This window comes from Blastopirellula sp. SH421 (assembly GCF_057808535.1).
Map to the genome: position 1 here is coordinate 1,087,332 of NZ_CM173712.1, position 20,134 is coordinate 1,107,465.

Below are 20,134 nucleotides of genomic sequence, written 5' to 3' on the forward strand. Positions count from 1 at the left end.
TGCTGTACTCTTGTCCAAGTTGAGGGATAAACGATGATCGCGGAACTCGCGCGCAAGCGGACAATTTGGAGCATCGCAACGTTGCTCGTGACGATCTCGGTCTGGGGAGTCGCCCACGGCCAGGCCCATGGTCAAGAACGTCACGAAGGAATGATGGCGCGCTTCCTGCAGAAGGTCAACGAACGGAGCAACGTTCGTGTGATGGCCGCTTTTCGTGAAGTTGTCGCCGAACCGCATGATTCGACCATTGAACTGTTAATCCATAACGAGCGAGTCGCCCTTGGCGGGGTCGTAGATTCGCAAGGTTGGATCATCACCAAAGCAAGTCAAATTTTGGCGAATAAAGATTCAGACAAACTAGTCTGCCGTCTCTCGAACGGCGACAGTTACGCCGCGACGATTGCAGCCCAGGATCGCAAGTTTGACGTGGCGCTGATCAAGATCGAAGCGTCAGGGCTGAATCCGATCGAAATGTCTAACGCCGAACCAATGGTCGGCAGCTTGCTGGCGACGACCTGTCCCAAAGCAGAGCCGCTGGCGATCGGAGTGATGAGTTCAGCCGCTCGTCCGATCCAAAGTGAGTTTGGCGTCCTTGGCATACGGTTGCCGGGGGTTGGCGAAGATGTGAGCGAAGCCCGGGTGATGCAGGTCTTTGAAAAAAGCGCCGCCGAAAAGTCGGGTTTGTTGGCAGGCGACTTGATTCGTTCGGTCAATGACATCGCCATCCAGACGGCCAGCCAACTGCAGAAATCGGTTCGCGGCTTTCAGCCCGGCGATGTTGTACGCCTGACGATCTCGCGCGGCGATGGAAATGTCGATGTGCTGTGTACGCTGGGAGATCGCTTTATGGGAGTCGAAGGTCCCGAAGGGATGGCTCGACACGAATTTCAGAATCATTTGGGGGGGCCGCTCAGTTCGCGTCGGAGCGGATTTCCGACCGTCTTCCAGCATGACACCTTCCTGCGTCCCGAGGATTGCGGTGGGCCGGTCGTCAATCTTGATGGCAAAGTGGTCGGGCTTAATATCGCTCGGGCGGGCCGAGTCGCCAGCTACGCAATTCCCTCTGGCATTTTGTTAGAGGTCGTTCAGAGGTTAAAATCAGAGGCAGCCCCGCAAACCGTCTCGACAGACGCGGCGGCTTTGTAGTTTGCTGATACCCTATTAGGCCTTTGGAAATCGACGTCATGACCGATGCGGAACAACTGCGTCTGAAACTGCAAGAACTGCAGGTTGAGTTACGTGAAATTGAGGAGATTGACGGAGAGACGCGTCGATTGCTGGAAGGCGCCATCGAAGAAATTCATGAGGCGCTGCATCACGACGACCCTGCTGCGCTGCAACATCCCTCGTTGGTCGATAACCTCAATCGCGCGACGCAAGACTTCGAAACCTCGCATCCCGGCCTAACCCGAATCATCGGCAACATGGTCGATATTCTGGGAAACGCGGGGATCTAAAGCGAGCCGCTTGAATAGAACGCCTAAAAGCGACGCTTTGCGTCGCTTTTTTTTGCGCCCTATCGCGTACTATTTTTTGCCCAAGCAAAATAGCTGCGAGTCGGTGCGAATGTAGAGTTTGCCAGCAGCGGCGGCTGCCGTCGCTTTGCTCCCTTCGCCGAGCGAGAATCGGGCGAGCTCTTCGAACGTTTCGCTTGCAGCCAGGATTACCACTTCGCCGTCTTCGCTGACATTGATCAAGCGATCGCCGCAAAGGATGGGTGAGCCAGAGTAATCGCCGCCGATCCGCTGTTGCCAGACTTTCTCGCCATCGGCGGTGCGGATGCAAGAGACGATTCCTTTGTCGTACCAAAGATAGGTCAAGCCATTTTTGCCAACCGCGCTGGGCACATACGGGGCCGAACGATCGAAGCGATAGATGGTCTTGCCTGTTTCGGGATCGACGGCGACCACATAGTTGCCACCACCGCCCGATCCACACGAGCCATAGGCGACGCCGTCAATCACGACCGGCGAAGATACGCTACGCATCTTAAACGCAGGGTTCGCCCACAGCTGATCGCCGTTCATGGGATCGTGGGCCGCCATGCCGTGGGCCGAGCTGTTGCAGATCAGCAGGTCGCGACCCGCCTTCGTTTTATACAGGCACGGAACCGAATAAGCGGCGACGTCGCTTTCGCGGGGGGCTTCCCAGATGATTTTTCCGGTCGAACGACTTAGCGCCACCAAACGGCTTTGTTCTGTTGGGCCTTCCGGTTGCTTTTTGTCCGCTGCTCGTAGCATCAGCGGCAAGATCACGAACTCGTCATACAGCATCGGCGAGACGCCAAAGCCGTGCTGGCTGATCCAAGGGCCAAGATCCGTGGTCCACTCGACTTTGCCGGCGTGCGTCAGCGAGGCCATCGTCGTTTGCCGTCCGTCGCTCCAGGTAATGTAGAGCGAGTGGGCGTCGATCGCAGGCGTCGTCGACGCGAACGTATTTTTGGAATGCAACGAATAGCCGCTGGACGCCAGTTCGGTTTTCCAGAGGAGCTTGCCAGTATTGGCGTTCAAACAAAGTGCATAGACGATGGAGCCATCTTTTTCGCCGCTCAACAGATAGACGTTGTCGCCCCACACTACCGGCGACGAATTGCCGACGCCGGGGAGCTTGGTCTTCCAGCAAAGGTCATCCGCTTCGCTATAGGGAAGCTGCAAATCTATCGCAGAGGCCAGTCCACTGCCGTTGGGACCACGAAATCGCGACCAGGCTTCTTCACCAACAGCTGGAGTTGACCCAACGGTTAGCAAAGCGGCGAACAGCGCCAGCGGAAGTAGGTGAAAAGATCTCATCGACGGCGCTCAGGAGGGGACTATGGGTCAGGCGGGAAACCAAGGAGGTCGTCTCGCAATGTAACCCGCAGTGCAGCGTCTGGCTAGCAAATCCAGAATGATTTCAGCCAGGGAATCGGTAAGAATTAAATAGCTAGCGTATTAAGTAATGCGGCGGCCCAGTGAAATTGGAAGCGAAGCGCCACGCGCTTGCGGTTTGGCTGCGTCATCGCTACGGGAGGATGCATTGGGGAGGGTCACGTCTTTGATCACCATCAGCGCCGATCCCATGGATTGCGTGAGAGGGCGAAATTGGTGCTGAACCGTATCAATCCAAGGGCTTGCGTCCAGTGAAGTGACCGCCAGCGAGGTAGAATCGAGCGGCAGTCTAGGCGCCGTCGAGACGACGACCAGGTCGCTGGTCAGCTCCCATGGTAAAGCAAACGGCGAGCGGACCAGAGCGACGTACTGGGCGTCTTCCTGGTCAAGTCGATCAAGTGGATCGTCCGTTATCGCAGGGGTAGTGTCAGGAGCAAGTTTGGTGGTGGCGACGTAATCGCCGTTACGGTCCGCTTTTTCTTGGCGAAACGAGAAAGGGATTATTGCGAGAATCAGTAGCGATGCGGCGAGCGATAATGCAGCGAGCGGCAGCCAGCCAGCGGTAAAGGGATGAGCGACGGGATGTTCGGCCGTGGCCGGAGCGATTTTGGTAAGTGCCTGAACTTGATCAATGACGCGATCGGCGAGAACCGTGTCGCCACTGGGGTGGTCCCACGAATCAAGCCCATCTAGCAGAGTTTCGTAAGCGGCGACCAATCGCTCGCAGCGCTGGCGATCTGCAGCCTCGACATGCGCCAGCAGTTGACCGACATCACCCAGACGTCGCTCGTCGAGCAGATCTTGCAGTTGGCTTTCAAACTCGACGTATTTCATTTTCACGCCCTTCCAGGACCCCTCGTTGCGAAAGTCGAGCAATCATCTCCCGTCGTGCTCGATGTACCCAAGTTTTGATGGTTCCCAGCGGTCTTCCTAGTTGCTCGCTGATTTCGAGATAACTCAGTTCATGTTCATGAAACAATAAAAAAGCTTGTCGGTATTCGGACCGGACTTGCTGCAGGGCCAAATGAACTTCTTCGGCCAAAACTTGGGCCGGCTGCAGGTCAGGTCGGTGATCGGCGACATGCTCTTCGATCGGGTGGGCCTGGGGGCGCCTTTTTCGTTTGGATAGTAAGGTCCGGCAGCGATTGCCGGCAATCGTCAAAATCCAGGGCTCCAGCGGCCGCTCGCGATCCCAGTGATGCAAACTGCGGATCACGCGCACGAAGGTCTCCTGGGCCATATCTTCGGCTTCGTGGTGCTCTCCGACCATGCGGAAGCAGAGCGCGTACACTTTGTGTCGAAACAGATCGATGAACTGCCGGATGGCGGAATTATCCCCCGCCCGACATTGATCGACCAACAAGCTAATGTCGGAGGTCAACGGCTAAACCTTTCCGCGGTGTTTTCCGTTCAGTCAAGCTTACTTGGGACCAGTGACCAGAGTTTCACGCGATTTGTCGCCGAGATCAGGGGTCGGGCCTGGGCTGTTCGTGCTTCGCTGCGAGCAAGCGTATCTTGCGCCTATTATGGCGGATTGAACGAAAAAAAAGCCGACTTAAAGCCGGCTTTTTTTCTACTTAGATTGTGGAAGCGGAGGACGTTTAACGTCGATCAAACATTTTCTTAAGCGTTTCCTGAGCCGCGTCACGGCTGTTCTGCGCTTCGTCTTTGTCCATCTTCGGCAGTTTGCCGAACTCTTTTTTCTTGGGCTTCTTACGGCCTGAGAAGATTCCCATGAAGCCCGCCTTCGTGGAACTGGCGTCTTCGTCGGTGGTGGGCTTCTCCATGTTCTCGTCGAAGTCTTCGCCGGAGACCGTTTCGTCGATCCGGAACTGGCGACCCTCAGGGTTGCTCAGCCGGTCCTGACGATCTTCTTCATCCGCTTCGGCCAGCCAGCCGGCGACATCGTTGTCGTTTAGGCCCGCTTCGGCGACGCGAGTAGCCGCTTCGGTGACGCTGTTCACACGGGGCCGTTTGGCGGCGCCGAGCGAGTGATCAATCAGCACGAGGAATTCAAGCGGACCAACGCGAAGTTCGTCCCCCATTTTCAATTCGACTGTGCCGCTTATTGGTTCGTTGTTGACGAAGGTGCCGTTCTTGCTGCCGAAATCTTCAATTACTAGCTTCGAGTCGGCGACGCGTAGCTCGCAATGTTTGCGACTAATCATGTCGCTTTTCGGTTTCAGGTGACATCCATCGCCGCGCCCAATGACAAAGCTATCGACCGGAATCTTGAATTCCTTGCCGGTACTTGGCCCTCGAACAACCCTTAACATTACTTGCATCGTCAATCCTTCCTTCGCTTTAGTCCCGCCCCCGGAAATCTCTGAACAAAATAATGACAGGTCGCAATAGTTGGGAACAAAACCACGAATAGGATTTAGAGATATCTTGACCGAAATCAAACCAACCGCTGACGAACGTCAGGACGAATAGGTATTTTCACTTGCCGGATGATAAGTAGGTATAAGCAAGTGATTAGCTATTTAGCGTAATGCTGGCGATAGCTAGAAAAAATGACCTATCTGAGGGGGTTTGATTCCTATTTTGAAAACTTCACATTCCCTTGGATCGTCTTCTTCTCTTTGAGGTATCGGCAAAACCAGGGTCGCTTCGCCAGGATCATAGTACTCCGCCGTTAACCCGCGGTCAAAGGTGATTTGTCTTCCAATGGGGCGATTGGCTACTTTTTCTCTGTCCATTGCTCCGCATCAAATCTCTCGGCTTCTATTTCCACGGCCGCCGATGTCTCGGCTGCGGTTAGCTCTCCAATCTCAAAATTCATTGCCAAAGACTTGCTAAGGTCTGATAGCCAAACATTTTGCAGCTCTTTGGGGGAGAGTTGAGTGCCGGAAAGATCGGAAATGCCGGGTAGCTGGGGGGCATGTTCTGATCGCACCAGTAAAATGCTGCCATGTTGGAGCACGGCTCCCCGTCCGCGACGCTGTGCGCTGCCGCAAACCTTGTAGCCATCTATAATTACGTCGACACTGCTGCGGCGCTCGAAACAGAGAAAAGGGGCATCGCCGCTGCTTTTCTGCGGGTTGCCGTGAATTGTCGCCGTTACGCCCAGTTGGGCCAGGGTGCGAATCAACGCTTCGTGGAACAGGTCGAACAGGCTGGTTACTAACGCGCTGCGGGGGTCAGACGTCGGCACGCAGTAGCTGTAGGTCAATTCTTGGTCATGCAGGATGGCGCCGCCGCCTGATGCTCGGCGAACACATGCCGTGTTGCAGCTTTCGGCATGCGTCCAGCGATCAGCGTACTTTTGGAAGTAGCCCAGTGACAGCGTCGGCTCGCTCCACTGGTAAAAGCGGAGCGTCGGCGTCAGGCTGTCGGCGGTCGACTGAAGCAAGGATTCGTCGACCGCCATATTCCAGCTTCCGCGGTGAGCGGCGGTTTCAATCAGGCGAACTGCCATGAGACTGACCTAGCCGCACACGGCCCGCAGGCAAGGTTGCCGAGCTGCCTGAACTTCGTTCGGTCGACTGATCGGCGTGGTATGCGGCGCTTCATGCAGCAGATCGGCCGGCTCTTCGGTAATGCGGAAGAGAGTCTGGACAAAGGAGTCAAGCATCTCTTTGCTTTCCGTTTCGGTCGGCTCGATCATCAGCGCTTCCGGCACCGTCATGGGAAAATAGACCGTCGGAGCATGAAATCCATAGTCGAGCAGTCGCTTGGCGATGTCCATCGCCGTGACTCCCTTTTCCTGCTTCAGCTTGGCCGCCGAAGCGACAAACTCGTGCATGCAGCGGAGCCCGTGCGGAACCGGCAGGAAATGCTTGATCTTACTCAGCAAATAGTTGGCGTTGAGCACCGCATTTTCTGAAACCGCTTTCAGTCCATCCGGCCCATACGACAAGATGTAGCAGTAAGCTCGGACCAGCACGCCGACATTGCCAAAGAAAGTGCGGACACGCCCGATCGACTCTGGACGATCGTAATCAAGTCGATACTTGTCCCCTTCTTTCACCACGATCGGAGAAGGAAGGAACGGCGCGATCTTCTCGCTAACGCAAATCGGACCTGCCCCGGGACCACCGCCACCGTGAGGGCCGCTGAAGGTCTTGTGCGGGTTGTAGTGCATCATGTCAGCGCCGATGTCGCCGGGGCGAGAAATGCCCAGTACGGCGTTCATGTTGGCGCCATCCAGGTAGATCAAGCCGCCAGCCGCGTGAACCACGTCGGCGATTTCGGCGATTTGCGTCTCAAACAAACCGAGCGTGCTGGGGTTCGTGATCATAAAGACCGCGACCTGGTCGTTCAGCTTGCTGCGCAAATCGTCCATATCGACCGCACCGTCAACGGTGCGAACGGTGACCGCAGTAAACCCGGCCATCTGAGCACTGGCCGGGTTGGTGCCGTGCGAGCTATCCGGCGAGAGGACCAACTTGCGTTGATCTTGGCCAATCGAGCGGAAGTATGCCGCGGCCGACATTAACGCGGTCCATTCGCCGTGGGCGCCTGCCGCTGGTTGCAGCGAGATCGCCGGCAATCCAGAGATTTCGGTCAGAAACTGTTGCAGTTCAAACAGTAACTGCAGCATCCCTTGGATCGAATCCTCAGGCTGATAGGGATGCAGGTCGACGATGCCTGGCAGGCCGGCAAGTCGCTCGTTTCGCTTGGGGTTGTACTTCATCGTACAAGAACCGAGCGGGTAGTAATGCGTATCGACCGACATGTTGAGGGTCGACAGGTTGGTGTAATGCCGCACCACCTCTGGTTCGGCCAGCTCTGGCAGAGCTGGCGGATTGTCGGATAAAACGTCGGCTGGCAGCAACTCGCTGAGCGGCGTTTCGGGGACATCGCACTTCGGCAAAACCACTGCGCGGCGACCCGGTTGCGAAAGCTCGGTCAGCAGATGAGTGGATCGTGTATTACGCATGGATCGTTGTCCGATTGGTAGTCAGGGCCAAAGTTTTCACAAGACCGTCGATCTCGATGCGAGTTCGCTTTTCGGTCACCGTTACCAGGAAACAGTCGGCCAATTCGGGGAACCAGGTTCCCAACGCAACCCCGGCAAAGAAGCCTGCTTCTGACGCTTCAGCCAAGACGCCAGCAACGTCGTTTTGCAAATCACGCACGACAAACTCTTTGAAGAACGGCGCCGAGAAAGCAAGTTCAAAGCGTTCCTGCGATGCGATCTGCGTCGCGGCGTAATGGGACTTGCGAGCACACAACTCGCCTACTTCTTTCAAGCCATGCGGACCCATCAAAGCGAGATAGATCGAAGCACGCAACGCGAACAACCCTTGGTTGGTGCAGATGTTGCTGGTCGCTTTTTCGCGGCGGATATGCTGTTCGCGCGTTTGTAGGGTCAGCACCCAGCAGCGCTTGCCGCGGCGATCAACGGTCTCGCCGCAAATGCGGCCCGGCATGCGACGGACAAACTGCTCGCGACAGGCCATGATCCCCAAGTAGGGACCGCCGTACTGCATTGGTGAGCCGAGCGAATGACCTTCGGCCACGGCGATGTCGGCGCCTAAATCGCCGGGACGTTTGATCACGCCCAGGCTGAGCGGATCAAACGATTGAACTAGCAGCGCCTCTTTGGCGTGAGCGATGTCGGCCAAGGCCTGAACTTGTTCGGGAGAACCGAAGAAGTTGGGGGACTGAACAACGACGCAAGCGGTTTGGTCATCGACTACGGCGGCTACCGCGGCTGGATCGACCGTTCCGTCAGGCGTCGGAACAACCACAATCTTGGTCCCGAGCGGGCCAAAGTAGGTGTCGAGAATCTGACGATACTCGGGATGGACACTTCCCAAGACGACGATTTTGTCATGGCGACGGACGGTGTTCATGCTCATGATCACCGCTTCGGCGATGGCGCTGCCGCCGTCATACAAGCTGGCGTTGGAGACGTCCAAGCCGGTCAGCTCACAGATCAGCGTCTGGTACTCGAACATCGCTTGCAAGTTCCCCTGCGACACTTCCGGCTGATAGGGAGTGTAGGAGGTGTAGAACTCGCCGCGCGACGCGAGGGCGTCAACTGCTGCGGGAATAAAGTGATCGTAGCTTCCGCCCCCTAAGAAGCAGACCTTGGCTCCGGGGCCTTGGTTTTTGGCCGCGAGCGTGGAAAGGTGTTGGGTTAGTTCCAGTTCACCCATCGCCGGCGGCAGGTCGAGAGGACGACCGAGACGCAGGGACGCCGGGATTTGCTCGAACAACTCTTCGATCGAAGCCGCGCCGATCGAGGCGAGCATTTCTTGCTGCTCTTGGGGAGTGTTAAATAGGTAAGCCATAACTTTTCGCGTTGGTCCATATTTGACGTTGCGTGATCGCCTCTAGGAAAGGGACTAACCTTCCGTCAAACCAAATTGGGGGATGTGCGGCACGGATCTGAGAGCCGTGCCGCACCAATAAAGCTGCGTTCCAAAGGGATTAGCCTTCTTCCTGGCACTGCTTTTCGTAGGCGGGCTGATCCATCAGGTTGGCCAGGCCGCTTTCGTCCGTGATTTTAATCTTGGCGATCCATCCGCCGGTGTAAGGATCATCATTCAATGATTCCAGTTTGTTCGGCAACTCTTCGTTCACCGCAATCACTTCGCCGGTGACCGGTGCATAAACGTCGCTGACCGCTTTGACCGATTCGATTTCACCAAACGGTTGGCCGGCGTTTACCTGGGCGCCGACTTTCGGCAGTTCTAGATAAACGAGGTCGGTCAACGCTTCGATGGCGAACGCGCTGATGCCGATAGTCGCCACTTTGCCGCCGTTTTGGTCTTCGATGAAGGCCCATTCATGCGTCTTGGCGTATAGCAGTTGAGAAGGGTCCACGTTGGGCGTCTCCTGGAGGGGTTTTTTAAGTGCGAGGTCGTGAATAGAAAGGGAGCGGCGCGACTACGGCCGCGACGCGTTTTCCGCGAATGTCAATTTCGACCGCTGTTCCGGTGACCGCAATACTAGGATCAACGTAACCCATGGCGATCGGTTGGTTCAACGTGGGCGAGAAAGTCCCGCTAGTTACTTCGCCAACTTGCTGGTCGCCGATGTGCACGGTGCAATGTTCGCGCGGAACGCGACGATCAACGCACGTGAAGCCAACACGAACCATCTGCGGAGCGGTATCACGCACCGCTTCGAGCCGATCTTTGCCGATAAAATCGTGGTCAAACGAGACGCCGAACGACAGCCCGGCCGTGATCGGATCGATAGACTCGGATAGTTCGTGCCCATACAGCGGCATTGCCGCTTCAAGCCGCAGCGTGTCGCGTGCGCCCAAGCCGCAAGGGAGTCCGCCCAGCGGTTTGGCGGCAGTCAGGATCTGATCCCAAATCGCGATCGCCGCCGCAGCCGGCACGGTCACTTCGACTCCGTCTTCGCCGGTATAGCCGGTTCGGCTGATCAGCGCCGGTTCGCCGCACAAAATGCCAAGCTCGCCGGAGTAATATTTCAGGTCGTTGATTTGCACATCGCACAGCGGTTGTACGACTTCAATCGCCTTGGGGCCCTGCACGGCGATCATCGCCGTGTCGAGGGTATGGTCCGTAAAGACGACCCCTTCGCTGGGGAGTTGCTTCTCTATCCAGGCCGCGATCTTTTGGCGATTTCCGGCGTTTACAACAAGCCAAAAGTACTGGTGATCCCCTTCGCCCAGATTGTAGATCAGGACGTCGTCGAGGATTCCCCCTTCGTCATTACAGACCAGGCTGTAACGGATCTTGCCCATCGGCACGACCGAGGCTTTGCGAGTGAGCAATTTGTCGAGGAAATCGCCGGCGCCGGGCCCGTCAAAGCGGAAGCGGGCCATGTGCGAGACGTCGAACATCCCGACCGCAGTGCGCGTCGCGTTGTGCTCGTCGATGATCGAAGTGTACTGGACCGGCATCGACCAACCGCCGAAATCGACCAGGCGGCCGCCAGCGGCATGATGCCAATCATAAAGAGGCGTTTTGGCGAGCGTCATCTTGCTCCAGGGTGGTTTGGGACCAGTGGTTTTTGCAGGATACAAGGCAACTAGGCGGTTGGCGTCGCAATCACCGATTGCGCACAGCCAGATCGCTCTTGAATCGCAGTTTTGCGACGCAAGAGGGAAGGGCGCCCAACATCGCGCTCAAAGAGAGCGACGCTCGACAATGCTCAGATGCCAATTAGCGAAAGATCAACAGTACTGGCAAATTGTAACCCACTGCGCCAGCAGTGCTAGGGGCGAAGTGAGGTGTGGTTTGCCGTTCTTTTTTGACTTAGGCGCATCCCGTGGAGCAGTGGACCTCCGCAGATCATCACCGATACTGCGGAGATCTGGCGAAGAATCTAAACCACTGCCGGCTATGCAGGACGGTTCGGCGACGCAGTTTCATGTCGCTTGTATCTCAAATCAGCGCTCAATAATCATTTGGCCGTCATTGCGTTCTAATAGATGTCGCATATTGTCGGGGCCGAGTGATTTTGCCGAGTAGCCTCGGTAGCTGCCGTCGCAGCAGACGGTGTCAAAGATGCCCGCCGAATTTTGGTTATCAAGTCCACGAAATGGATTCGCTGGGTCGTACTGCCATTCTTCGGGTTTGGACCAGACCACCGCGTCGCCCGGCGCCACATTGAGCAGGAGGATGGTGTTCACCGTCCCGTCGGTGAAATCAAAGAAACGCAGTGATTTGCCGTCGCCGGTGTAGCCGGTGTTTTCGCCTTGTGGAGCGACGAAGGTTGTTTTCATCGGGTCAGTCAGAGGACGAGCCGGATCAACATAGGCTTGTGGAACCTGTGCCGCAACTTGCAAATTGTGCTCGCTATCCCACGGTTCATCCAGATGAAACTGGTTAAACAGCGCTTGTTGACCCAGTTGCGGCAGCACATAGACGCGCCACGAAAAGAGCGGTTTGCCATCGGCCGCGCGGGGAAAGTCGGCAGGAGGAAAGCTCTTGTGTGCATCATGAAAGTGATGGTTGGCGACGACGATCGCTTTCATCCGTTCGATCGTCTGATCCTTTAAGGCCTCGCTGTTTGTTCCGAATAGTGATCCTCCAGAGCTTTGACTCTCCGAAGCAGGGCCTGAAGCAGTTTTCTTGACGGACTGCGTCATTCCCGCGTCGCATCCAGCAAAGAGGATAAGTGAACCGAGTAGGCAAACGAGAGGAAATCGCATGGTTGAATTCTCGAGCGGCAGTTTGGAAGCGGGGACTGGGCCCCTCGATTGTACTGGTCTAAATGCTGCATTCAATCTGATTCCGCCGCTGCTGCCTTAGTTCAGCAAATGATTGACCGGCACGACCGGAGGCGGAATCTCCTCGGGCGAATGTCCCGAGAGTTGTCGCACGTTGATCTCGATCATCGTTGTGAGCTGCAACAGCGGTAGGTCGTTGTCATCCATATTAAAGGGCTGTTCAATCTCGTCCCCCACGGCATCAAGTCCCAGAAAAGCATAGGCGACCAGCGCGACCACGATCGGCGTCAGATAGCCAACCGTATCATGCAGTCCAAAGGGAAGCGCCAAGCAATACAACAGGACGGTCCGATGGGTGAGCACGCTATAGGTAAACGGAATCGGCGTGCTCTTGATTCGCTCGCAGCCTCCCTGGATGCCGACCATCTCAGTTAGGTTCTGATGCAGCAGCGGCACATGAAAGACGTTCAGCCGCTCCGATCGCCAAGCGTCATTGATGCAGCGCGAGATGCCGTCCGCAATCGCGGCCGGGACGTTGTTGTGCGTCAAGTAGCTCGCCGTCTCAGCATTGTCTTGAAGTCGCTGACGTAATTCATCCGAGACGTCGCTATCGCGCAGGCGATGCCGCAAAGCGTTGATGTAGGCGATGATCAGTAGCACCATTCGGCGCTGGAGCGGCGAGGGCGCCCCGGGATCACTGGTCGGGGTTTCGGCATCAATCAGCGTGTTGATTTGCATCGTGAAGGTGCGACAGACGTTGACCAGCCGTCCCCACAGCTTCCGTCCTTCCCAGTAGCGGTCATAGGCGGCGTTGTTGCGGAAGCCGAGGAAAATCGCCAGCGCTAGACCGACAATCGTAAACGGGGCCATCGTCAGCGTGTAGCTATAACGGGGATACAACTGCGAGATGGTCGTCGTCAAGATCGAGAAGCCGACCACAACCGCGAATCGTGGCCAAATGCGATCCATGGTCGTTCCATGGACGGCAAAGATCATCCGCAGCCAACTATTTTTTTCGGTGACGATCATCGTAGAAAGAAATCTGGGGAAAGGGAAAACCGGTCGAGCGAAAACGCTGATCCGCGAAACAAAGAACCCATGACAAGTCGACTAGGGTAACCGACAACGTTGGCAGGAGGCAATCAGCAAAGCCGTTGGCGGCCGATTCCGCCCCGTCGTAGAAGCACGTCACTTCGCGTGTCATTCAGGCTAGGCGCCGCATCGCCTGCACCCCTGTCGTAGCGAACCGATCCCAAATGCTTCAAGAGTCTGTTGATGCGCGAGCCGCAGGTTTCGCTCCTATTTCGCTGGCGTCAGCTCGCGAACTTCGACGTTGCGCACCGCCAGATTTGACAGAATGGGACATCCGAAACCGAAGCTTCCGCGCCGCGCTGGTGCGTCCACTGCTTGGTATTCGACGGTTGTCTGGCCGTTGATCAAGATTTGAATCGACTCGCCGAAGGCGATGATCTCAAGCTTGTACCACTCGCCAGCTTGGATCTTGGGCGTGGGCAGAGACGCGGCTTTGACCCGCTGTTGACCAACCTGAAAGACATCTTCGTACAGACTGCCGATTCCCCATTCGCTGGCGGTCGCTAGCTTTTCGGGGTCAGGATTCGGAATGGAATAGCCGCGGCGAGCGCCATGTTCCCACGTCGTATCGTGACGGAACATTACCCAGGTTTCTCCCCGCTGTCCGGCGAGCATTTCGCAGCGAAAATGAAAATCTTCGTAGTTGGATCGCGTGGTGAAAAGCGATCCCCCTTGGCCGGCGCGATAGCCGCTATTGGCGCCGCGAACCGACTGATCGGAGATGCTCCATTTGATCGAAGCCGAGTGTCGCAGTTCCCAACCGGTGAAATCTTTGTCATTGAAAAGCGGCGTCCAGGGACCGGCCGTCACTTGGCTCAACAATACGTCGGACTTGTTAGGCAAAGTCGATGGTGACTCCGCTGCGGTCGGCTGGTCCAGCGGAATCCAAACGGGGGCGCCATGAATCTCGCCGTGATGATGGTTGCCGGATGAATCATAAAGGGTTTTTCCTTGTCCCTCTTGGAAGAGATAGAGGGCTATCGTGTCTTGGTCCTTTGTGAACTGGGTCGGAGGAGTGAAGTTTTCTTGGTAACGCACCGTTTTTGAGATACGAACACCGCGAATCTTGCCTTGGAAATAATGTTTCTCACCATCATTGCCAATCACGACCCGAGTCGCTGTCGCGTTGCTGACGGGAGGCTCTGAGCGGGATTTGGGATCCAGCGCGCCTTGTTGTCCGTTGACATAGATTTGCGGACGAGAGTCATAGACGGCGGCCAGATGCAGCCATTCTTTTCGAGTGGAAGCATGCTTCGAAAAATAGATGTCCTTTGTAATATCAATCGCAAGGAAATCACCAGCAGCATCTTGAGAAACAGTCCTCCGATGCCCGGGTTGCTCTGCTTGGGCGAGATACATTTCCATCTGCTTTTCGACGGGAGCTGGATTTAGATTCTCCACCAGAAACTCGATTGTCATCGGCCCAGTTCCTAAGTCATCGAGCGTTGGCACGACGACATAATCACCGATGCCATTAAACTGCAACGCGTACGATTGCGAAGTTACAGGGTTTGCGGCAATCGCAGGCGGCGTCGGCTTGGTCTCCCAATAAACTTGCACCTTCGACTCTGCTCCGCTGCTGATTGTCAACTCGCTGACATTGGTGCGCAGGCCGCTGCTGGTTTCTAAGGCAAACTTATATGGCCCGGCTGGAAGTGACTTCGATTGCTCGATACTGCTCAGTTTGATCGACGTTTGATCGCCGGTCTGTTGGTTGACCAAGGTTAGTAGTTGGTCGTGCAGGTGCGCCGCAAAATCATTTCCCTCGACTTCGACCACCAGCGCGCCGTGTGGCGTCGAGATTTTGAAAATCATGCCGGCGCCGTAGTAAAGCAGTCCGCATAGCAGCAGGCCGACGCAGATCACGCCGCCGAAAAAGCTGGCGCCGCGACCTGACTTGATACGTCGGGCTGCCTGAGGGCGAGGATCAATCGTGATCAGGGATGGTAAATTGCTGGCCCCGATCGATGCTTGCGTCTTGATAAAGTTGGTGGGGGACGTGTCCGAGGAGGATTCAAATTTGTCAAGCGATCGCGGCGGCGCTGCATCACTCAACTGCGGTCGAACTTGCTGCAGGTCAGCGATCAAGTCGCTGGCGCTGGCGTAGCGCTGGTCAGGCAGCTTCGCCAAGCATTTTTGATAGATCGCTTCTAGCGCCGGTGGAACATCGTTGCGGTCAGCACTGAGCCGGGGAGGCGTTTGTTCGCGATGTCCCAACAGTTTTAAAAGGAGCGTATCACCGGCATAAGGCGGTTTGCCGGTTAATAAAAAGTAGAGCGTACAGCCCAGGCTATAAAGGTCGGCTTGGGGGGTGACCGTTTTGGTGTCGACCGCTTGTTCTGGCGCCATGAAATCGACGGTTCCCATGATCGCGCCATTGTGGGTCAAGCCTTCCTCTGCGTCGTCGGTATGAATCCGCGCGATGCCCATATCGAGAATCTTGATCACCCCTTCGTTATCCAGCAGCAAATTAGCCGGCTTGATATCGCGATGCACCAATCCCACGCCGTGCGCATATTGCAGCCCTTGTGCCGCTTGCATCACATAGTCAACTGCGCAGGCGACCGACAGCGGGCCCTCTTTACGGACCATCGAGTTCAGGTCACGCCCGGCGACATATTCCATCGCAAAGAAGTGGAGTCCTTCCGCTTCGTCGGCGTCGTAGGCGGTGACAATATTGGGGTGTCGTAATTGCGCGGCGACCTGGACCTCTTGGTTGAATCGTTCGATCGCATTGGCTTTGGACATTGCTGCCCGGGGTAAGATTTTAAGAGCAACTTCGCGCCCCATCTTGCTGTGACGCGCTTTGTAGACTTGTCCCATTCCTCCTTGGCCGATCTTCTCGAGGATCAAGTAGCGGCCCAGTTTCAAGCCGCGTGTTTTGCCATGCGAGATCGAGCGAATTTGAAAGCGGGTCAGCAGCTCCTTTTCCAGCAGTAGCCCGGCGAGTTGATGCGCCGTTTTAATGCGGTAGGTGTTGAACAGTTCGCCCACTTTCTCATTCGAAACAAGATCGGCGATGGTGAGCTGCTCGCGAAGTTTCTCAAGGCTCAGATTATCTGGAGTTAATAGCGAAGACCGCAGCGCCGGCAGCGAGGGCAAGTGCAACTCTTCGGCCGACGCCTGGCCGCGGTCGACGCAGCCGATCTTCTGCAAGGCCGCGATTTGCCGCTTGAGCTCGCGCAAAAGCCGCTGGTTGCCCCCGGCGAGCGTTTCTAGATCGGGTTGCTCACCACGAGCCGTCGCTTCTTCCCATTGCGCCAGCAAGTCGAGCAGTTGGTCATCCATTGGCGACATGTCTGGCTTGCCTGGCTGTTGGGGGAAGTCGTCGACGACGAGGCTCACGAGTTACAAGAGAAAGGGTTTCCTTGAGGGCGCTCCAGCGCAAGCAGCCCACATGGCCTGATAGAGAAAGCGGATGCCGATGACCGAACTGGACAGTAAATTTTCTGGAATCATTGCCCTGGAATCGCTCTGAAACGATGCCGGGGACCGCAAAAGTCGTGCTCCTGTTCGAAGCACGACTTGACTTGCTCAACAAAATGATCGCGACGACTAGCAACCTATTGAAAAACAACAGGCTGCTATTCGAACTCGTCGTAGTCAATCACGTTGCCATCATTCCGCTCAATCAAATGTCGCATCGTTTCTGGCTTTAGCTTTTTGGTCGAAAGCGTATGGCCGCTGCTGTCGACGAAGACTGCTGTAAATGTTCCGTCAGGATTAAGCTTGTCCAAGCCAGCGAATGGATTCTCTGGATCGTATTGCCAATCGTCCGGCTTGGTCCACACGACTGCTGCTTCTGGTCCGACATTGAGCAGCATGATCGTATTCGCAGTGCCGTCCGTAATATCCTGGATTTGCAGTCCCTTACCTGATCCTAGCGAGAACGCCTTCTCTCCTTGGGGGACGACAAAGGTGGTCATCCTGGGATCGTCGAGGTGCTGGTTGGGATCGATATATGCCTGGGGAACTTGGGCCGCGAGTTTCAAGTTGTGCTCGCTATCCCAGGGTTCGTCGAGATGAAACTGTTCGTACAACGCGCCATGCTCGACGAACGGCAAAAGATGAACGCGCCAGGACAAGAGCGGCTTTCCGTCTTCACCCACCGGAAAGCTGGCCGGCGGAAAACTACGATAGGTATCGTGGAAGTTGTGAAACGCGATCCCAATATGTCGCATGTTGTTCATGGTTTGTTGCTTTTTCGCCGCTTCGCGAGCCGCTGCGAGCGCCGGTTCAACGGTTTTGCGGATCTCGGCAATTTGTTCGGTATTGAGCGAGATGCTCAGTTGGTTGTCCTTGATCTGGGGCAGTAGGAATTTGCGCGCCAGCGCGAGCATCGGAACAGGAATCTCTTGGGGCGCGGCGCCTGGTCGGGTTGTCAAATCAACCCAATCATAAAGCTCCTGGGCGTCTTCTTTGGTTTGGGTATCAACGATCAGATTCAGCTTCGCCCCTTCGACGTAGGCGATGCTGGCGCCGGCAAAGTTGACTTTGTCGAGATAGTATTTGGCGATCTGTCCGCCGGGAATGTCTCCTTGCTTAATCAGCAGGGTGCGACTCTCGTCGTTGAGCAACGCAACGGCCTGAACCGGCGCCGGTCCGATCGCGGCGACGGCCGCTTCTAGCTTGGCGGTATCGGCAGGCTGCAGCTTTTTCAGACGCGCGGCGTTTTCGGCTTGCATGGCCAGCGCCATCCATTCGCCGTGACGAGGCAGCGATGCTTGGAGAATTTCGGGGGGTAACAAGTTTGCGAGTTCGCCAAAGAAAATTTTGACCAGTTCGGCATCCGGGACTGCGCCGGTCGTATGCAGGATCGGCGTGGTTGCTTTTTCCTGATAGACGTCGCCGTCATCGGTTGTGATTTGGAGATAATGCATCAGGAACACAATTTCGGAGACCCCTTTGGCGAACTCGGGACTTTGGATCGCAGCGGCGACCATGGGATCCTCCAGAAATCCGACGTCGACTCCATTCGCTTCCATTTCTGCTGCGATGGCCAACAGATCAGGATTGGGCCAATCGATGCGAATCACGGCGACCGTCGTGTTGTCTAGAAACGGCGCCAAGTCTTTCGCCCAAGCTGGCGATTTGTGCGCGGCTGTCGAGTCTGCTGCGGGCATCGCAGGCTGGGCCGGCGATGTCGGCCTTGGCTCGTCGTTAGGAATCGCCGGCATGTCTGACAACGTTTGCTGAGCCACTTTCGAATACGGCGAATCGAGCTTAGTGGTCGTGACGGGGGCTAGTTGGGTGGGCTGCGGTTCTGGCTCGACTGGCGCTGGTGCAACCGCCGTAGACCCAACCGGCGCTGGCGTAACGGGCTGGGCGACAGGTTTGGGATCGGAACAGCCGACGGTGAAGAGCAGAGTCGCAAGAAGAAGCATGCCTGTGAGTCGCATCATCCGATTCCTAGCTGCGATGAAGGGGAGGAGGGAATTGCCCCTCATCATAGCGGATCCGAATTAGCCCGACAAACAATTGATGGCAACCACAATTTGCCAGGCAGATCGGCCTGCTGAACTATGCTGGAGGAGCGATTGTCGTTCGATCGAGGTCTGATCTATGCTGCGCGGCGGCGGACTTCGCTTGGTTGGGCAGGCGTATCGCGCAGGATGCGATCCAGGATTTCGGCGCCTTCCCAGTCGCCGGCCATTTCGCGGAAATAGCGAGACCACTCCAGGAGTCGACGGTGATAGATCGCAGACTGCATCAAATAGCGGCGATCGTTGCGCTCGAGCGCCATGTGGATTGTCAGCAAGGTCAAGACGTCGGGATCTTCAAAGTAGCTGGTATGGACTAGCTCGTCGCCGGAGAGTTCAGAGTTGAATGCGGCCAGTCCAGCCATCAGTGAGTTTTGACCCAGCAGCGTGCGTAATTTGGGGGCAATGTCTTTGGCTTTGGCGTTGGCTCGCTCGGTGATTCGCTGGGAGATGAAATCGGGGAGCGGCGGAATGCTATTGATTGCGGCGTCACCGATCGGAGCGGTTGAAACATCGCAGAGTTCGGCTGAAGGACGGTTGTTGCCTTGCACGGCTTTGCTGACGTATTGACGGACAAAATGATTGAGCAGTGGTCGCACGATATAGTTGAAAGTTGGCGCGACGGTCCAGTAATACGGAATCCAAAGGAAGCCGAGATAGTCGGAAACAAAGATGCGGTCAGCCCGACTCATTCTGCCAACAAACGTGATGTTGAGATGTAGCGTGGTGCGTAGGCCGTTGATCGCTTCATCATCCGGAGACCATAGTCCGAGCCAGCAAGCTCCGAACTCTCTCATCACGCATTCTTCGGCATACAACTCTTGGCGAATGCGCCGTGATTCGATCACCGGCCCAATAAAGAAGCTGGCCAGTTGCACGAAGACAAAAAACATCACCAGGACGCCGGCGATCGCCAGCCAACCAAGATGGTCGTACATCAAATAGTCGACCAAGTTAACGTCACGGCCGAGGATTTCGATTTGCGTCTTTTGATAGTGGTCGGGATCAAACATCGCGCAATGCAGGATCCTCGACATCTGATGTAAGGATTGTCGCGCATGGCTCAAGAAGAAGAGGCCGGCGATAATGTTGATCGCATTGGCGATACTGATTGGATTGACGGTCCGATGACGCAGAAACGGAGTACCGACCGTCGACCAAGTGCGTAAATGATCGAGGTCAATTCTATCGACGCTCGCTTGTCGCAGCGCCATCCAGATGATCGATCCGCCGTGGCTATGGCCGATTAGGTGATAGCCTTGGCCTGCTTCTTCAAATTGCTTGAGGTACTCCAGCAGTGCTTTCGCGCCTTTGAGACGCTCGCGCTCATTATTTTCGCCTGACCAGTGAAACAGGCGACCATTCTCTTGCAGCGAGACCCCTGGCGGGAGTTGATTTTCGAGTTTGGTCCAGACGCTGCTTTTCCGCTGCCAGAATGCTTCGCCTTCTTCGTGCTCACGGCCAGCAAAAGTGCCATGCACCAGGATGACGACATCATCAGACGTCGGAGAGGGAGAATGGACCTTAAGCTCGGACATGCAAGTAAGCCTGAGATAACGCGATGATCGGCACGCGAAGAAACGTCGCGAGAA

16 protein-coding genes are annotated in these 20,134 nt (G+C 56.0%); 2 read left to right on the plus strand and 14 right to left on the minus strand.

The window, feature by feature from the left end:
* Positions 1-33: 33 nt before the first annotated feature.
* Both SH421x_RS04415 and SH421x_RS04420 read left to right on the plus strand, forming a co-directional pair.
* Positions 34-1,146 carry a trypsin-like peptidase domain-containing protein gene (locus tag SH421x_RS04415; RefSeq protein ID WP_488854185.1) on the plus strand — a complete coding sequence of 371 codons (1,113 nt, stop codon included), beginning with the start codon at positions 34-36 and terminating at the stop codon, positions 1,144-1,146.
* 38 nt (positions 1,147-1,184) lie between these two features.
* Positions 1,185-1,457, plus strand: coding sequence for a DUF4404 family protein (locus SH421x_RS04420; protein ID WP_488854186.1), 273 nt, complete (start codon positions 1,185-1,187; stop codon positions 1,455-1,457).
* 69 nt (positions 1,458-1,526) lie between these two features.
* Here the strand turns inward: SH421x_RS04420 and SH421x_RS04425 are convergent, their stop codons facing one another.
* The 14 genes from SH421x_RS04425 to SH421x_RS04490 form a co-directional block, all read right to left on the minus strand.
* Positions 1,527-2,789 (minus strand): outer membrane protein assembly factor BamB family protein, encoded by a 1,263-nt coding sequence (locus SH421x_RS04425; protein ID WP_488854187.1) that lies wholly within the window; start codon positions 2,787-2,789, stop codon positions 1,527-1,529.
* Between the two features lie 141 nt (positions 2,790-2,930).
* Positions 2,931-3,701: a hypothetical protein gene (locus SH421x_RS04430; protein WP_488854188.1), complete on the minus strand. Its 771-nt coding sequence runs from the start codon at positions 3,699-3,701 to the stop codon at positions 2,931-2,933.
* On the minus strand, positions 3,682-4,248 hold the full coding sequence (locus SH421x_RS04435) for an RNA polymerase sigma factor (protein WP_488854189.1): 567 nt from the start codon (positions 4,246-4,248) through the stop codon (positions 3,682-3,684). Before SH421x_RS04435 ends, SH421x_RS04430 begins: the two co-directional genes overlap by 20 nt.
* A gap of 220 nt (positions 4,249-4,468) precedes the next feature.
* Complete coding sequence (locus SH421x_RS04440) at positions 4,469-5,152, minus strand: FHA domain-containing protein (protein WP_488854190.1); 684 nt, start codon at positions 5,150-5,152, stop codon at positions 4,469-4,471.
* 398 nt (positions 5,153-5,550) lie between these two features.
* Positions 5,551-6,288, minus strand: coding sequence for a lipoate--protein ligase family protein (locus tag SH421x_RS04445; protein WP_488854191.1), 738 nt, complete (start codon positions 6,286-6,288; stop codon positions 5,551-5,553).
* 9 nt (positions 6,289-6,297) lie between these two features.
* On the minus strand, positions 6,298-7,752 hold the full coding sequence (gcvPB, locus tag SH421x_RS04450; protein ID WP_488854192.1) for an aminomethyl-transferring glycine dehydrogenase subunit GcvPB: 1,455 nt from the start codon (positions 7,750-7,752) through the stop codon (positions 6,298-6,300).
* Positions 7,745-9,112 carry an aminomethyl-transferring glycine dehydrogenase subunit GcvPA gene (gene gcvPA, locus SH421x_RS04455; RefSeq protein WP_488854193.1) on the minus strand — a complete coding sequence of 456 codons (1,368 nt, stop codon included), beginning with the start codon at positions 9,110-9,112 and terminating at the stop codon, positions 7,745-7,747. The genes gcvPB and gcvPA overlap by 8 nt, the downstream gene beginning before the upstream one ends.
* A gap of 139 nt (positions 9,113-9,251) precedes the next feature.
* Positions 9,252-9,647 carry a glycine cleavage system protein GcvH gene (gene gcvH, locus SH421x_RS04460; protein WP_488854194.1) on the minus strand — a complete coding sequence of 132 codons (396 nt, stop codon included), beginning with the start codon at positions 9,645-9,647 and terminating at the stop codon, positions 9,252-9,254.
* A gap of 25 nt (positions 9,648-9,672) precedes the next feature.
* Entirely contained in the window at positions 9,673-10,776 is a 1,104-nt protein-coding gene (gene gcvT / locus SH421x_RS04465) for a glycine cleavage system aminomethyltransferase GcvT (protein ID WP_488854195.1), read from the minus strand.
* 411 nt (positions 10,777-11,187) lie between these two features.
* Entirely contained in the window at positions 11,188-11,775 is a 588-nt protein-coding gene (locus SH421x_RS04470; RefSeq protein WP_488854196.1) for a DUF1559 family PulG-like putative transporter, read from the minus strand.
* 273 nt (positions 11,776-12,048) lie between these two features.
* A complete protein-coding gene (locus tag SH421x_RS04475; protein ID WP_488854197.1) occupies positions 12,049-12,999 on the minus strand; it encodes a bestrophin family protein in 951 nt (316 codons plus the stop codon).
* Positions 13,000-13,269: 270 nt separating this feature from the next.
* Entirely contained in the window at positions 13,270-16,407 is a 3,138-nt protein-coding gene (locus tag SH421x_RS04480; RefSeq protein ID WP_488854198.1) for a protein kinase domain-containing protein, read from the minus strand.
* Positions 16,408-16,646: 239 nt separating this feature from the next.
* A complete protein-coding gene (locus tag SH421x_RS04485) occupies positions 16,647-18,464 on the minus strand; it encodes a DUF1559 family PulG-like putative transporter (RefSeq protein WP_488854199.1) in 1,818 nt (605 codons plus the stop codon).
* Positions 18,465-18,622: 158 nt separating this feature from the next.
* Complete coding sequence (locus SH421x_RS04490; RefSeq protein WP_488854200.1) at positions 18,623-20,080, minus strand: lipase family protein; 1,458 nt, start codon at positions 20,078-20,080, stop codon at positions 18,623-18,625.
* Positions 20,081-20,134 lie beyond the last annotated feature (54 nt).

Bases quoted from the DNA above. Each gene is read 5' to 3' on its own strand.
- SH421x_RS04485 (WP_488854199.1), bottom strand. From the start codon at position 18,464: ATGATGCGACTCACAGGCATGCTTCTTCTTGCGACTCTGCTCTTCACC.
- SH421x_RS04470 (WP_488854196.1), bottom strand. From the start codon at position 11,775: ATGAAAGCGATCGTCGTCGCCAACCATCACTTTCATGATGCACACAAG.
- gcvPA (WP_488854193.1), bottom strand. From the start codon at position 9,112: ATGGCTTACCTATTTAACACTCCCCAAGAGCAGCAAGAAATGCTCGCC.
- gcvPB (WP_488854192.1), bottom strand. From the start codon at position 7,752: ATGCGTAATACACGATCCACTCATCTGCTGACCGAGCTTTCGCAACCG.
- SH421x_RS04475 (WP_488854197.1), bottom strand. From the start codon at position 12,999: ATGATCGTCACCGAAAAAAATAGTTGGCTGCGGATGATCTTTGCCGTC.
- SH421x_RS04420 (WP_488854186.1), top strand. From the start codon at position 1,185: ATGACCGATGCGGAACAACTGCGTCTGAAACTGCAAGAACTGCAGGTT.
- SH421x_RS04425 (WP_488854187.1), bottom strand. From the start codon at position 2,789: ATGAGATCTTTTCACCTACTTCCGCTGGCGCTGTTCGCCGCTTTGCTA.
- SH421x_RS04415 (WP_488854185.1), top strand. From the start codon at position 34: ATGATCGCGGAACTCGCGCGCAAGCGGACAATTTGGAGCATCGCAACG.
- SH421x_RS04440 (WP_488854190.1), bottom strand. From the start codon at position 5,152: ATGCAAGTAATGTTAAGGGTTGTTCGAGGGCCAAGTACCGGCAAGGAA.
- SH421x_RS04445 (WP_488854191.1), bottom strand. From the start codon at position 6,288: ATGGCAGTTCGCCTGATTGAAACCGCCGCTCACCGCGGAAGCTGGAAT.
- SH421x_RS04490 (WP_488854200.1), bottom strand. From the start codon at position 20,080: ATGTCCGAGCTTAAGGTCCATTCTCCCTCTCCGACGTCTGATGATGTC.
- gcvT (WP_488854195.1), bottom strand. From the start codon at position 10,776: ATGACGCTCGCCAAAACGCCTCTTTATGATTGGCATCATGCCGCTGGC.
- SH421x_RS04430 (WP_488854188.1), bottom strand. From the start codon at position 3,701: ATGAAATACGTCGAGTTTGAAAGCCAACTGCAAGATCTGCTCGACGAG.